13 protein-coding genes are annotated in these 14,274 nt (G+C 63.2%); 6 read left to right on the top strand and 7 right to left on the bottom strand.

Annotated elements, in window-relative coordinates; translation table 11 throughout:
• The first annotated feature begins 32 nt into the window (after positions 1–32).
• From GH663_RS07165 to GH663_RS07140, 6 genes are all read left to right on the top strand, one after another.
• Positions 33–2,855 carry an AMP-binding protein gene (locus GH663_RS07165; protein ID WP_153130966.1) on the top strand — a complete coding sequence of 941 codons (2,823 nt, stop codon included), beginning with the start codon at positions 33–35 and terminating at the stop codon, positions 2,853–2,855.
• A 140-nt stretch (positions 2,856–2,995) separates the two neighbouring features.
• Positions 2,996–3,460, top strand: a complete 465-nt coding sequence (locus GH663_RS07160; RefSeq protein WP_153130965.1) for a YbhB/YbcL family Raf kinase inhibitor-like protein — start codon at positions 2,996–2,998, stop codon at positions 3,458–3,460.
• A 171-nt stretch (positions 3,461–3,631) separates the two neighbouring features.
• Entirely contained in the window at positions 3,632–5,878 is a 2,247-nt protein-coding gene (locus GH663_RS07155; RefSeq protein ID WP_153130964.1) for a PAS domain-containing sensor histidine kinase, read from the top strand.
• Entirely contained in the window at positions 5,875–6,312 is a 438-nt protein-coding gene (locus GH663_RS07150) for a response regulator (RefSeq protein WP_153130963.1), read from the top strand. The genes GH663_RS07155 and GH663_RS07150 overlap by 4 nt, the downstream gene beginning before the upstream one ends.
• 210 nt (positions 6,313–6,522) lie before the next feature.
• Entirely contained in the window at positions 6,523–6,888 is a 366-nt protein-coding gene (locus GH663_RS07145; RefSeq protein ID WP_153130962.1) for a hypothetical protein, read from the top strand.
• A 44-nt stretch (positions 6,889–6,932) separates the two neighbouring features.
• Complete coding sequence (locus GH663_RS07140; RefSeq protein WP_170291360.1) at positions 6,933–7,355, top strand: c-type cytochrome; 423 nt, start codon at positions 6,933–6,935, stop codon at positions 7,353–7,355.
• 126 nt (positions 7,356–7,481) lie between these two features.
• Here GH663_RS07140 and GH663_RS07135 read toward each other — a convergent pair whose 3' ends face one another.
• From GH663_RS07135 to GH663_RS07105, 7 genes are all read right to left on the bottom strand, one after another.
• On the bottom strand, positions 7,482–7,988 hold the full coding sequence (locus tag GH663_RS07135; RefSeq protein WP_153130960.1) for a BCAM0308 family protein: 507 nt from the start codon (positions 7,986–7,988) through the stop codon (positions 7,482–7,484).
• Between the two features lie 21 nt (positions 7,989–8,009).
• Complete coding sequence (locus GH663_RS07130) at positions 8,010–9,389, bottom strand: nicotinate phosphoribosyltransferase (RefSeq protein ID WP_153130959.1); 1,380 nt, start codon at positions 9,387–9,389, stop codon at positions 8,010–8,012.
• A gap of 2 nt (positions 9,390–9,391) precedes the next feature.
• Positions 9,392–10,015 carry an isochorismatase family protein gene (locus GH663_RS07125; protein WP_153130958.1) on the bottom strand — a complete coding sequence of 208 codons (624 nt, stop codon included), beginning with the start codon at positions 10,013–10,015 and terminating at the stop codon, positions 9,392–9,394.
• Entirely contained in the window at positions 10,012–10,968 is a 957-nt protein-coding gene (locus tag GH663_RS07120) for a DHH family phosphoesterase (RefSeq protein WP_153130957.1), read from the bottom strand. Before GH663_RS07120 ends, GH663_RS07125 begins: the two co-directional genes overlap by 4 nt.
• Complete coding sequence (locus GH663_RS07115; RefSeq protein WP_170291359.1) at positions 10,965–12,548, bottom strand: bifunctional aminoglycoside phosphotransferase/ATP-binding protein; 1,584 nt, start codon at positions 12,546–12,548, stop codon at positions 10,965–10,967. The genes GH663_RS07120 and GH663_RS07115 overlap by 4 nt, the downstream gene beginning before the upstream one ends.
• Positions 12,549–12,708: 160 nt before the next feature.
• Positions 12,709–13,128, bottom strand: coding sequence for a c-type cytochrome (locus tag GH663_RS07110; protein ID WP_153130955.1), 420 nt, complete (start codon positions 13,126–13,128; stop codon positions 12,709–12,711).
• A 168-nt stretch (positions 13,129–13,296) separates the two neighbouring features.
• Positions 13,297–14,190 carry an FHA domain-containing protein gene (locus GH663_RS07105; protein ID WP_170291358.1) on the bottom strand — a complete coding sequence of 298 codons (894 nt, stop codon included), beginning with the start codon at positions 14,188–14,190 and terminating at the stop codon, positions 13,297–13,299.
• Between the last annotated feature and the right edge of the window lie 84 nt (positions 14,191–14,274).

Here is a 14,274-nt window from a genome sequence, read left to right as displayed (position 1 = left end):
GCGCCGGGCCAGCCAACATTGCCGCGCCCAAGATGCAGGCCGAAGCGGAGTCCGGCGCCGTCGCTGCCAGATTGTTGCGGGTGCTCGGTGCCCTCGTCGAGGAGATGCACCCTGGCGGCGGCTGTCCGGTATCGCTCCATAGCCACCTTGAGCGCGACCTGGGTCTGGACAGCCTGGCCCGGGCAGAGCTTTTACTACGTCTCGGCCGCGAGTTCGGCAGCACTTTCTCCGACCAGGCACTGAGCGACGCGGAAACACCCCTCGATTTGTTGCGAGAAATTGGCCGGCGGGATAGCGCCCTCTCCGGCAAGCCGCTTGATGTCTTGCCGGAAACTCTGGAAAGCGGTCTGCCGACGCAGGCGAAAACGCTGATCGATGTTCTCGAATGGCACGTCGACAAGCATCCGCAGCGCACCCATGCCCTGCTCTACGCGGCGGACGAATCGACGCATACGCTGACCTATGGCGCGCTGCTCGACAAGGCGCGGCGCATAGCCGCCGGGCTGCTCGGCCGCGGCCTGCTACCCCGGCAGACGGTGGCCCTGATGCTGCCGAGCGGGGAAGAATATCTGAGCAGCTTTTTCGGCGTCATGCTGGCCGGCGGCATTCCGGTGCCGATCTACCCGCCGGCCCGTCTGGCGCAACTGGGCGAACACCTGCAGCGCCATGCCGGTATTCTGGCCAATGCCGAGGCCAGCTTCCTGATCACCGTGCCCGAAGCCAAAGGTATCGCCGCCTTGCTGCAACGGGATGTGAGCAGCCTCAATGAAATTCTTACCCCAGCCGACGTCGACCGCCGGCATACCCCGCTGCACTACCGTCCGCAGGCCGAGGACATCGCTTTTCTGCAATACACCTCGGGCAGCACCGGCGATCCGAAAGGGGTGATGCTTAGTCATGCCAACCTGCTGACCAACCTGCGCGCCATGGGCCAGGCGACCGGGGTCGGCAGTCGGGACATTTTCGTTTCATGGCTGCCGCTCTATCACGACATGGGGCTGATCGGCGCCTGGTTCGGCTCGCTCTATTTCGGCCTACTGCTGGTCCTGATGTCGCCCCTCTCCTTCCTCGCCCGCCCGGCCCGCTGGCTGAACACCATCTCGCGCCATCGCGGCACCATTTCCGCGGCGCCCAATTTCGCCTACGAACTGTGTGCCCGAAAACTGGCCGATGCTGATCTGGCCGATCTCGACCTGTCATCCTGGCGGCTTGCCTTGAACGGAGCTGAGCCGGTCGTCCCGGCCACGCTGCAAGCCTTTACCAAACGCTTTGCCGGCTGCGGCCTCAAGCCCGAAGCGATGACCCCGGTCTATGGCCTGGCCGAGTGCTCGGTCGGACTGAGCTTTCCACCGCCCGGCCGTGGACCGCTGATCGACCTCATCGACCGTGCCGCCTTTACCACCGAAAAGCGGGCCGAACCGGCCTTGGGCGGCCCTGGCGAGCAAATACAGATTGCCTCCTGCGGTCGACCGTTGGCGGAGCACGAAATCCGCATCATCGACGAAACGGGCGCCGAGCTGCCGGAGCGCCGGATCGGCCGCATCGAGTTTCGCGGACCGTCGGCTACCGCCGGCTACTACCGCAATCCAGAAGCCAGCCGCCGGCTGTTCAACGCCGGCTGGCTGGATACCGGTGACCGGGGCTACAGCGCCGCCGGCGAACTCTACGTCACCGGCCGCGACAAGGATCTGATCATCCGCGCCGGGCAAAATATCTACCCCTACGAACTGGAACAGGCCGTCGGCAACATTCCCGGCATCCGCAAAGGTTGTGTCGCCGTCTTTGCCAGTACCGACCCGGGCAATGCAACAGAACGCCTGGTTGTCGTCGCCGAAACGGCGGTCGAGGAAAGCAGCGCCCGGTCGACCCTGCGCCAGCGCATCAACGAGATTGCGCTGGACATCATCGGCATGCCACCCGATACGATCGTGCTGACCCGACCGAACAGCATCCTGAAAACATCGAGCGGCAAGATCCGGCGCGCTGCTTCACGCCAGGCCTACGAACAGGGCCGACTCAACACCCGCCCCGCCGCGGCATGGCAACAAAGGCTGCGGCTGGGCACGGCACTGCTACGCAATGGGCTGAGCAGGGGCCTCCGCCGCACCGGCCACCTGCTCTTCGCGGGCTGGTGCTGGCTGCTGTTCGGGCTGATCGGGCTGCCCGTCGCCTTACTGCTGGCCGCCCTGCAGAGCCCCGATATCGGATGCCGCCTGCTGCACCTTGCGACACGCCTGTTCCTGAACCTGGCGGGCATGCCGGTCCGTGCTGTCAACAGCGGGCAACTGCCGGAGATAACGCATCTGCTGCTCGTCAATCACTGCAGCTATCTCGATGCCCTGGTCCTTTACGCGGCACTGCCGGCCAACCGGCACTACGCCTTCGTCGCCAAGGACGACCTGGCCAGGCAGCCGCTGATTCGCGCCATCCTGCAGGGACTCGGCACCGTCTTCGTGGCCCGTTTCTCGACGGCAAAAAGCATGCAGGAAGTCGAGCGGATCAGCAGTGCACTGAACAGGGGGCAAAATCTGGTGATTTTCCCCGAAGGCACCTTCAGCCGCGAAGCCGGTCTCAAGGCTTTTCACATGGGGGCATTTGTCGCCGCCTGCCGGAGCAGCGTGCCGATCCAGACCGCCGGCCTGAAGGGTACGCGACTTGCCTTGCGTGACGGTAGCTGGCTGCCCCGGCACAGCGCACTCAGCGTCGCAATCGGACCCTTGCTGGATGCGCCGGGAAACAACTGGCGAACCGCCATCCGCCTGCGCGATCAGGCGCGCTGCGAAATACTGAAGCTGTGCGGCGAACCCGATCTAGGCACCACCGGAATCAACGAAGCGCGCCACGAAAACCCTTAGCCAAAATACCGCCAAATGAGTATTTGGGCCGCAAGGTGAATGCATAAACTGATAGTCGATTGACGAATGAAGCAAGGCAATTTGCTTCGCTCGCCTTGTCAGTGCTGTTCCGCCCCCGAGGACGATGAAAGGAACGAGTGATGGGATTCACACTTGTATCTGAAGCATTCAAGGACAACGGGCTGATCCCAATGCGCTATACCTGCGATGGCTGGGACATGTCGCCCCCCCTGCTCTGGCTGCACCTGCCGGAAGGGACAAAGAGCCTGGCCTTGATCGTGGACGACCCGGATGCCCCGCACAAGCCGTGGACCCACTGGCTGCTCTACAACATTCCGCCCGACATCCACAGCCTGAAGGAAGGCATCACGAAAAGGGAATTGCCAAGCGGCTGCCTGCAGGGGAAAAACGACTGGGGACGCAGTACCTACGGCGGCCCCTGTCCCCCTGAAGGCAAGCATCGCTATTGCCACCACCTGTATGCCCTCGACACCGTTTTGTCCGACCTGAACACCCCGGGCAAGGCAGCACTCGAAAAAGCAATGCAGGGGCATGTCATTGCCCAGACCACATTGACCGGTCTCTATCAAAGGGCTCGCATCTGACCAGCGAGCCACTCTGGCCGCATTTCCGGCCGCCAGCATCGTCGACCGCAGCAAAGCGCAAATAAGCCGCAAAAACACGCGGCCCGGGCTTTGTGAACGGGGAATACTCAAGTCATAATTTGAGCCAGGCCCCGCTCCCTACCCGTCAACCGCCAGAGAGAGTCATTGCGCATGCAGAATCTGGATCCCGCTCAATATCAGGATATCGTCGACAGCCTGCAGGATGGCCTCTGGGTGGCCGACCATGAGCACCGGATCATCTACGCCAATCCGGCCATGGCGGCCATTGCCGGCATTCCCCGGGAACAGATCGTCGGTGCAAACGTGCTGACCGATTTTGGCGAGGAAACCATCGGTAATTTCCGTCATTTCTATATGGCTGCGGTCGACTCGGGAAAAGCGACCAAATACCAATGCCTGGTCGTCACCCCGGCCGGGCGGCAAACCTTGCAAGGCGGCTGGCTTACCCCGCGACAGAAGGACGGCAAGTTTTCCGGGATCATCTGCACGGTGCAGGATCTCAGCCAGGCCGAAAACGCCAAGATGCTTCTGCAGGCGAGCGAATCACGCTTTCGCGACTTGCTGGAAGCGATCCCCTGCGTTGCGGTTCAGGGCTATGGCCCGGATGGCACCACGCATTACTGGAACAAGGCCTCCGAACGCATCTACGGCTATTCGGCCGAGGAGGCGATCGGGCGCAATCTGCTCGAACTGATCGTGCCTGCCGACATACGGGAGCATGTCGGCCGCCTGATCCGGAAAACCTACGAAACGGGACGGCCGATACCGGCAGGCGAACTCTCGCTGCTCCGCAAGGACGGTTCGCCGGTGGCTGTATTTTCCAGCCATGCCTATGTCCATGTGCCAGGCCAGCAGGCCGAAATGTTCTGCGTGGACATCGACCTCACCGAACTGAAACGGGCCGAGCAAACCTTGCGGCGGCGGGAAAGCTATCAGCGGGCATTGCTCGACAACTTTCCCTTCATGGTCTGGCTGAAGGACGAGCAAAGCCGTTTTCTTGCGGTCAACCGGGCTTTTGCCAATGCATTTCAATGGCCGTCGCCGGCCTCGCTGGTCGGCCGCAACGATTACGACATCACCACGCCGGAGCAGGCCGAACTGTACCGGGCCGACGACCAGGCCGTCATGGACAGCGGCTGCAGCCGACAGACCGAGGAACTGAGCGGGCCGCCAGAACATCAATACTGGGTCGAAACCTACAAGTCGCCAGTCATCGTTGACGGAAAAGTCACCGGCACCGTCGGCTTTGCCCGGGATATCACCGCCCGCAAAAAAGTCGAGATGGAACTACTGGCAGCCAAGGCCGAAGCCGAAACCGCCAATCGCAGCAAGTCGAACTTTCTCGCCGCCGCCAGCCACGATCTGCGCCAGCCGCTCTCGGCGCTCTCGCTCTATGTCGGCCTGCTCAAGGCCACCGCCCCAACCGAGTGCGTTTCCCTGGTGGACAACATCCAGAATTGCGTCGGCAGCCTGAGCGAACTACTCACCGACCTGCTTGATGTCAGCAAGCTGGAAGCGGGCGTCGTCGTACCCAAGCTGTCCGATTATGCCATCGACGACCTGCTCGGCTCGCTGGTCGCCCTGCATGCCGCCGAAGCTGAGGAGAAGGGCCTGCGCCTGCGCTGGCGTCCCTCGAAGGCACAGGTCCGTTCCGACCAGCAACTGTTACGCCGCATCCTCGGCAACCTGATCGCCAACGCCGTCCGCTATACCCGACACGGCGGCGTGCTAATTGGCTGCCGCAGGCATCAAGGCAGATGCTGGATCGAAGTCTGGGATACTGGGATCGGCATACCTGCCGAAAAAACCGGGGTGATTTTCGAGGAATTCACCCAGCTTGGCGTCGATCCACTCAGTCGGGGCAGCGGCCTGGGCCTCGCCATCGTCGCCAAGATCGCCGCCCTGCTCGGTCTGGAGATACGCCTTACCTCACGGCCTGGCCGTGGCTCGATGTTCGCGATCGAACTACCGGACGGAGATGCGCCCTCATCGGCACCGGCCTTGCCTAGCGTGCGCAGCAACCGGAATTTGCGGATTGCGCTGGTTGATGACAATCCCCAGGTGCTACGCGCCCTTGCCCTGACCCTGCAAAGTGCCGGTCATCAGGTTGTCACCGCCAGCGATGGCCAGTCGCTGTTCGAACAACTGAACGGCAGCGCCCCCGACATCCTGATTTCCGATTACCGACTGGGGCTGACCGAGAGCGGATACGATGTCATCCAGATGGCAAAAAGCCGCTTCGGGGCAGACCTGCCCGCCTTCATCATCACCGGTGATACCGATCCGGCGATCATCCGCAGCATGAGCGGACGCGGCATCGCGGTGCACTACAAACCGCTGTCGATGGAAAGTTTGCAGGCCATCATCAACGAGGCCGTGGAGCGCAGCCCAACATGAAACATCGCATACTGCTGGCCGACGACCACGCACTGTTCCGTCACGCCCTGCGCATGAGCCTCGAAATTCTCCCCGACATATCGATCGTCGCCGAGGCGCGCGACGGCGAAACCGTCATCGCAGGCACCCGAGAAACCCGGCCGGATGTCGTTTGCCTCGACATCACCATGCCCGGTCTGAGTTGCACGGAAACGATTCCGCAACTGCTGGCGATCGATCCTGCGCTAAAAATCATCGCCATGTCAGCCTATAGCGATCTTTTCCTGGTTGCCAAAATGATCAAGGCCGGTGCCGTTGGCTATGTGAGCAAAATGGATATCGCCAGCCAGTTGCCGGCAGCCATCCAGAGCGTCCGCCAGAACCAGATCTATTTCAGCGCCGACCTGGGCATCCGCGATATTGCCGACCTGGCGCCCTATGGCCCGACGGACTGAGCACCAATCTCTAGCTCACCAGGCTTAATTTGCCGAGTCGGCTACTACCCGCTTGGCGGTAGGCATAAATACCGTACCTGGAGAATATCCGCCGAGACCGAAATCCCGCACAGTGCAAGTCACGCTGGTCCGGCTGTCGGCCTCGCCAGCCTGCCTGGCCTCCTGTCAACGAAACAGGGCTGGGCTGCGGAGCTAAAGGAGACGCTGGAGATGAATCAAAATGGCAAGCTGGTCGGCGCCGTGTTCGGCGCAACGCTGATTGCGCTCAGTGGCGATTTGCTCGCGGCCGAGAACGCGGACGGCGAATGCGCCAAAGGCAGGACACAGTGCCGCGAAGCCAGCCGCGATGAGCACAGCAGTGATCTCGCCCCCCTGAAAAGACAGCTCTTCGACTTCACCGGCGTGCCCGACCGCCAGCGCGGACCAAACCCGAGTTTGAGCCGCGCCAGGCAAGTTGCCGAGCGCCCGCAACCGGGCCACCAGGCATGGCCGGTTTTTGGCGAGGGCATGGGTTTTCTGAGACACACTTTTTCCATCCGACTGCTGGGCTTGATCGGCTGGTTCGGCAGCCGCTAGCCTGGCTTCGGCCCCTGGCTGGGCAAAAAATTGCGAAGCGGATGATGAGCCATGCACTCCGCAACAGTATTTTCCTGCTCAGCCTGCTCGGCGTACCGGCACTGGTCCACGCCGAGCCGCCACTTGATCTTGGCCAACGGGAATATGCAGCGAACTGCGCCATCTGCCATGGCCCGGATGGCAAGGGTGGTGAGCGCCCGACAGCAGACATGCCCGACCTGACGGTGCTGGCCAACAACAACGGCGGCCAGTTTCCGCTTGCCCGGGTCTATGGCGCAATCGATGGCCGGGCGGAACTTCGGACCCATGGCCTGAGCGAGATGACAGCCTGGGGAAACTACTATGCAATGATGGCGATCCCCGACCACGACGATTACCGCCATAGCCCGGAAGCCTTCATCCGCAGCCGCATCCTCGCCCTGATCGACTATCTGCAGAGCTTGCAGCAGGCAGCGCCTGCCCCGTGATGCCGATCAGCGGCTACCGACAGGCGATGGCGGCACGTCGCCATTTGACCAGGCTGAAAATTGCCTTTTTTTGCCCGTCGACCGCAGGCATCGCTCCCTGGCCGGGATTGCGTGCATCATCGCCAATCAGCGGCGCCAATGAACGCGGAGCAGCTTTTCGGCCTCGTTGTAGTGAAAATCCAGTTCGCCGTGATAAGCCTTGTGCAGGGCATCACCGATATCCCGGGCGAGATGGAGATCGGTCGTCGTGATGACGATCCCTCCTTCACCGCCGTCTTCGTTGATCGCCATGATCCTGGCCAACGGGTGCTCGGCCCTTTCCTTCTGCGTGTGATGCTGGATCAGGCTGAGTATTTCCAGGCGATGCTCGACGAAAAATTCACCGCCGACATGGACGAAGCCGGCCGGAAAATCATCGCGAATACGCTGGCAGGCCGGGCACAGTATCGCGGCTGCATTGTCCTGTTTTTCACCCCACTGCCAGCGGCCGGCATGAAAGCTGGCGCCGCACTCGGGACAGGCCGCCGGCTCGCTCGGCTTGCCCGGCTGCCGGTAGCTGTCGTGCTCCCGCTCCTGACGCAACTGATCGCGACGAATGGGATGAAATCCGCTATCGATTGGCTGTTGTTTCATGACTATCTCCTTGGTGAAAGATCATGCCGGTGCCCGATTGTCGGCTGCGTCGGCAAGCGCCTGACCACCGGCACTCGTTCGCCGATCGACCTCCTCGGCCAGTTGGCGCAAGGCGGCGGAGACCTCGACCGGATAAAGCTCGGCCGGCCCCAGGTGCCACATGCCGGGCGGCAGGGTCAGCAGTTGCGCCTGGGCGTGCGCCCGGCTGGCAGAGAGCGTCGGCAGTTGCACGACGCGCCGGCCGCCGCGCATTACCGGTTGTAGCAAGGGGGTGCCGGGACAAGTTTCGGCCAGCAGGCCAAGCCTGTCGCCGAGCATGCGCCCCCGGCTGTCGTAGCTTCGCCACACCTGCTTGCGCCCCGGCCAGGTCGCCTTGCCAGCCGACCGCTTGCGACAGGGCACACCGGCGTATTCCTGCAATTTGTAAGCGCAGTCGAGATATGGGTGGTCGGCCGAGGTGTTCATCCGGGTGCCGACGCCGAAGCCGTAGATCGGTGTGCCGCTGGCGACCAGCACCTGCACCGCGTATTCGTCGAGATTGCCGCTGGCAAAAATGCGCACGCCGCTCAAGCCGCCGGCATCGAGAATGGCCCGCACGCGGCGGGCCTGTTCGCCCAGATTGCCGCTGTCGATGCGCACGCCCTGAATGGCGATCCCCTCCGCCGCCAGTTGCCGGGCCAGCGCGACGACGCCATGGGCCGCGGCTTCGCTGTCGTACGTATCGATCAACAGGGTGTTGGCCAGCGGAAAGGAGCGGGCGAAATCGGCAAAAGCCGCGTTTTCGCTGGCGTGAGTCTGGACGAAGGAATGGGCCATCGTGCCGAAGAGCGGTACGCCCCAGCGCATGCCGGCCTCGACCGTGGCCGTCCCGTCGAAGCCGCCGAGATAGCTGGCGCGGGCCGAGAGCAGGCCGGCTTCGGCACCGTGCGCCCGACGCAGGCCGAAATCGACGAGCAGGCTGCCCGGCGCGGCGAGCCGGACGCGCGCCGCCTTGGCGGCGATCATGCTCTGGAATTGCAGCAGGTTGACCAGCCGGGTTTCGATCAACTGCGCCTCGCGTAGCGGCGCGACCACGCGCAGGATCGGCTCGTCGGCAAAAAATGGCGTGCCTTCGGGCATGGCATCGATGCCGCCGGTGAAGTGCAGGCCGGCCAGCGAGCCGACGAAACGCTGGTGAAAACGCCCGCAATCGGCCAGCCAGTCCAGTTCATCGCTGCTGAAGTGGAGCTCTTCCAGATATTCGACCACCTGCTCCAGGCCGCCGGCAATCAGGAAATTGCGCTGCTCGGGCAAGCGGCGGACAAAGAACTCGAACACCGCCTTCTCGTTCATGCCGCGCTCGTAGTAGGCCTGCAGCATGGTCAGTTGGTACAGATCGGTGAGCAGCGCACTGGTCGGCATGTTCACCCCTTCAGCAGTTGGGCGCCGGCCGCGCACATCGCGGCAATCGCCCGCTCGCCATCGCCAACCCTGACATCGACCGGCCGCAGCGCATCGCCGAGCAGGACAACGCGGTAATTCAGCCGCAAGGCATCGTTGACCGTCGCCAGAACGCAATAATCGGTCGCCAGGCCGCCGACAAAAAGCCGACTGACCTCCATGTCGCGCAATTGCCGGTCGAGTTCGCTGCCGGCAAAGCCCGAGTAGGCTTCAGCCTCGCGCTGGCGGCCCTTGCTGACCACGATACTGGCCGGCGGCAAGGCCAGTTGTGCCGGAAAGGCCGCCCCGGCGCTATCGGCGATGCAATGCGCCGGCCAGGGTCCGCCCTGCGCTTGAAAGGAGCAGTGTTTCGGCGGGTGCCAGTCGCGGGTCACGAAGATCGGCAGCCTGGCCTGCCGAAAGCGGGCAATCCAGGCGTTGAGCGGCTCCAGCACCGCCGCCCCGCTCGCTACCGGCAAGGCGCCGCCGGGCAGAAAATCGTTCTGGACGTCGACGATCAGCAAGGCATCTCCGGCCTGCAGCGTCTGTTCCGGCACAGGCGGTCGAAGCTCGATGACATTCCCGGGGCGCAGCGTGTGCAACGTCATTGCAGATCCCGCAGCAGGAAAGTGACATCCTCGACCGGCAAATCGTTGATCCCGGCAGCACTGGCCCGACCATCGCCGCCATGCCGGCGGGCCAGCCGATCGGCCGCCACGCCGTAGCCTTCCGGCACGCGCAGGCTGACGCTGAGCTTGCTGTGACCGTTGGGGACCAGCACGGCACAAATTCGCCCGGGCTTGCTGTTCACCAGATGATTGGCGTATATGCCGATGACGCGCCGAGCCCAGGCGGCATCCGGCAGGAGGACGGCGGTCAGCCGCTCGGTCTGCAGGATCGGCCGGACAGCGTTGGCCAGTTCGAGGTCCTCGGCACGGCGCTGGGCGATCCGCAAAAAAGCATCGGCCTCGGTCATGAATTTGAAGGGATCGACGAAAGGCGCCATGATTTTCCGCAGTTCGGCCGGCCGAATGGTCAGGTCGGCTTCGCTTTCGCCATAGGCGTTGTAATTCAGGCATTCGCCCAGTACCCGGAAGAGATAGGTCTTGCGCTGATCGAGGCCGATCGAACGGGCCAGTTCCTCCGCCGTCGCCGCCATGTTGTCGCCAAAGGCGCCAACCACGGCCCAGGCGCGGAAACGCCCGCCCAGGTGGCGGTCGACCAGCAGGCTGGTGCACACCCGGGGCGCCGCGTCGAGCTTGAGATGCAGCAAGGCGTGCACCGGCACCTGGGCGGCGTGGTGATGGTCGAAATATTCAACGCTGACGCCGACTTCGAGCAGTTGCAGCAAGGCCTCCCGATTAGCCCCAACCGGCAGATCGACCACCGTCACCGAGTCGCCGGGACGCGCCTTGACCCGGGGCAGCAGCGCATGATCGCGCTTAACGCCGGTGATCAGCACCGACTCCCTGGGCTGGGCGAGACGCAACTGCTGCAGGGCGCAGAGGCCATCGGCATCGCCGTTGAAGACATCGAAATGGGTGTAACGCGGCGCTTTCATGGAGCTGCCTCCTCGACAAGTTGATGCAGAACGGCGGCCAGCGAAGCAGCCCGGTCATCGACGACCAGGCATTCCCGCGCTTCGGCCGGACTCAGCGGCTCGCTGTTCTGCAGTTGATGGTGCAGCACGGCCGGGCCGGCATCGGATGCGTCGCAATCGGCCGCCGCGCGGGCCTGCAGTCGCTGGCCGAGTACCGCCTCGTCGGCACGACAACTGAGCAGCCGAAAGGGCACGCCGATGGCCTGCGCCTGGCTGCGAAAAATGGCCCGCTGCCAGCCCTGCAGGCTGGCTGCATCGACCACCACGGGAAAGCCGGCAGCCAGAATTTGCCGGGCCAACTGGACCAGATGCCGGTAGGTCGCCTGCGTGCGCGCCGCCGAATAGATACCGCCTCCGATGCTGCCGCCGCCCCGGGCCGTGGCCGGCAGGCCGGCCAGACGCTTGCGCTCGATATCGGCGCGGATGCGGATGGCGCCAATGCTTTCGAGTATGGCCTGGGCCACCGTCGTCTTGCCCGAGCCAGACAAGCCATGCATCAGGATCAGCAAACGCCGGCGCGGCCTCGTCGCCTGGGTCGCATAAGCCAGATAGCGCTCGAACTCGACCATAGCAGTGCCGCCTTGGGCGGCACGGATCCGGGCGACCATGGCGCGCACGATGGCGCGGTAAACCTCGTAGAAAGGCAATAATTGCAGGCCGCCATAATCGCCGCTGCTTTCCAGGCAGCGATTGAGAAAGCGCCAGGCGAATTCCACCCGGCCATGGGCGGCCAGGTCCATGCTGGTGAAGGCGAGTTCACCGAGGGTGTCGATCCAGCGCAGATTGGCGCTGAACTCGATGCAGTCGAATACCTGCGGCTCGTCCGGCCACCAGGCGATATTGCCGAGATGCAGGTCGCCGTGGCATTCGCGGATGAAGCCACTACTTTTGCGCTCGGCGAGCAGGCCCCGCCGGCGGCCGAATTCATGGTGTGCCCAACGTTCAATCGCCGACAGTTGGGCCTGTGCCGCCGCATCGTCCGGCCCGCCGAGTTGCTCCCGCAAGCGGGTCATTGCCCCGCTGACAGCGCCCCATACGGCGCTCGGCGTACCGTAGTCGTCGCCACTGCCGGCCCGAGGAATGTTTTGGTGAAAGCCTGCAATCCGGTCGGCCAGTGCATCGATCTGCGCCTTCGTCACGGCCCCTTGGGCGAGCATGTCGTCGAGTAGCGCCGACTGCGGAAATTCCAGCATCTTGACGGCGTAGTCGACGGCGGGTGCCGAACTCCCGATCAGGCAACCGCTTTCCGTATCGGCGATCGGCACGACCGCCAGATAGAGATTGGGCGCCAACCGCCGATTCAGTCGCAACTCTTCCTGGCAGAAAAAATGCCGCCGCGCCAGGCTGCTGAAATCGAGAAAGCCGAGATCGACGGCTTTCTTGATCTTGTAGGCAAACTGTCCGGTCAGAAAAACGTGCGAGATATGGGTTTCAAGGTGCTGGACCTGACTCACCGGATGCGGATAGGCCGCCGCCTCAAGCAGGCGGTCCAGCCAGGCGGGCAGTTTTTCCGGGCAGGCAGCAGGCGGGGGACGATTCATCGGTGGCGGCAAGGCTGACGGGCTGGCGAAAGCCTTCATCAGCCCTGAAAGATCGGCCGGCCCCCTGCCCTTTCGCCGGGCAGTGGGGACGGCAAGGCTTTCTGCCCGGGCAAGGCAATCTCCGGTTGGCAAAGTGCAAACCCACAAGGCCAACGACGAGTTATTTCTGCAGGCGGCTGATGTATTCGATCAGCGCCAGAATGCGGCTGCGAACAAAAACCTCCGGGTTGTAAGGCACCTCGAAAAAGCGTTCGCCAGCAATGGTCCGGTAGGCGTTGCCCCAGATCGGCATGTCACGCTCGCCGTGGCCCTTGACGACTTCGCGGCCATCGATCACTTCATAGACCCGGGCAAAGGGGAAAACCCCCTGGTTATTCTTGGTCAGTTTGGTCAGGTCGCTGGCGCTCTTGTTGAGCAGGTGGGCATATGGCCCATTGCCGTCACCGGCCTCGCCGTGGCAATTGAGACAGTTTTCGCGATATTCCTCTCGCCCGACATCGACCCGCTCGGCAGCGCCTGACAGACCACTCAGCGAAGCGAGCAGAAGGCCAGAGAGCACGAAAATGGCTGCTTTTTTCATTTTTTCCTCCCGATGGCGACGGCCCCGTCTGGTCGAGCGACAAGTCCGGGGCAGATAAGTGGCGTTGGCAATCGCTTGCCATACCCAGATTGTGACGTTCGGGAAATGCCGTTGATATTCCGGTTTACAGGTACCCCCTTACCGCAAACCGGGCAGCTTGGGCTGCGCTCAAGGCGGACTGGTCTGAAACTGAATCGACTCGACGCCGCGGGCCGACGACGGCGCGCCGAGATAGAGGCAACCCCGGCCGAACAACGCCTGTTCCTTGTTATGGACAAAGATTTCGATCTGCTCGTCGAGTACCAGGTAAGTACCGTTGGCGCTGCGGTCGACAAAGAAAAACTGGTCAAAACGGCGTTCGATCCGACCATGCTTTCGCGAACAGCGGGGGTCGTTCAGGACAATGTCCGAATCGGGCTGACGCCCCACGGTCAGGAAGGATTGTCGCTCGTCCACATGCTGGGCCATGCCGCGATGGTGCACATACAAACAGTCCGCCGTACGCCCGATATCGGAGAGCATGTTGCGCACGGCATGCGGGTCGCCGTCCTGCCAGGCAATCTGGCAGATGCCGAGTTGCCGTTTGCCGCAACTGAGCGGCAAGTCGAGGCCACCGTCCGCCGCCAGCAGCAGGCGCGGCAACAGCTTCAGGCGGCGGGGCAGGCTGAGCAGGATATGCTCGGGATCGGCCAGCGCCGCCAGGCTGGCCGCCGGGTTCGGCCCATCGCCCGAGAAAAAGCGGGCTTCTGCCGTCTGATGCCCGGAGCAGATGCCGACACGTACCGCCAGCGGTTGGCCGGCATAGCGAGGGAGGTCCGCCACCCGGTGCTGGATATCGATGGCCGACTGCAAAGCCAGGCCGCCATCGCCAAAGAAGGCGGTCAGGTTGTTGCCGGCTTGCCGGACCAGTCGACCACCATGATTTTCGAGAACATGCCGGATCCGTTTCTCGCAACGACCAAGCACATACTGGATTTCCCCTGGATCGAGGCTGCCGGGCAGATGCCCGCCTCCGCCGAGATCGACACTCAGGACGGACAAGCCATCATCGTTCATCGCCATGCCAAGCCTCATTTTTTCGCTGGCGGCCAACGCCGCAACACCCTGCAAAACCCTTTCGATCCACATCTTTTGCCGCGGCCATGC

This window comes from Dechloromonas hortensis, assembly GCF_009469765.1.
GTDB lineage: Bacteria > Pseudomonadota > Gammaproteobacteria > Burkholderiales > Rhodocyclaceae > Azonexus > Azonexus hortensis.
Note: the sequence above shows the minus strand (reverse complement) of the source record. Positions and strands in the feature narration are given on the sequence as shown.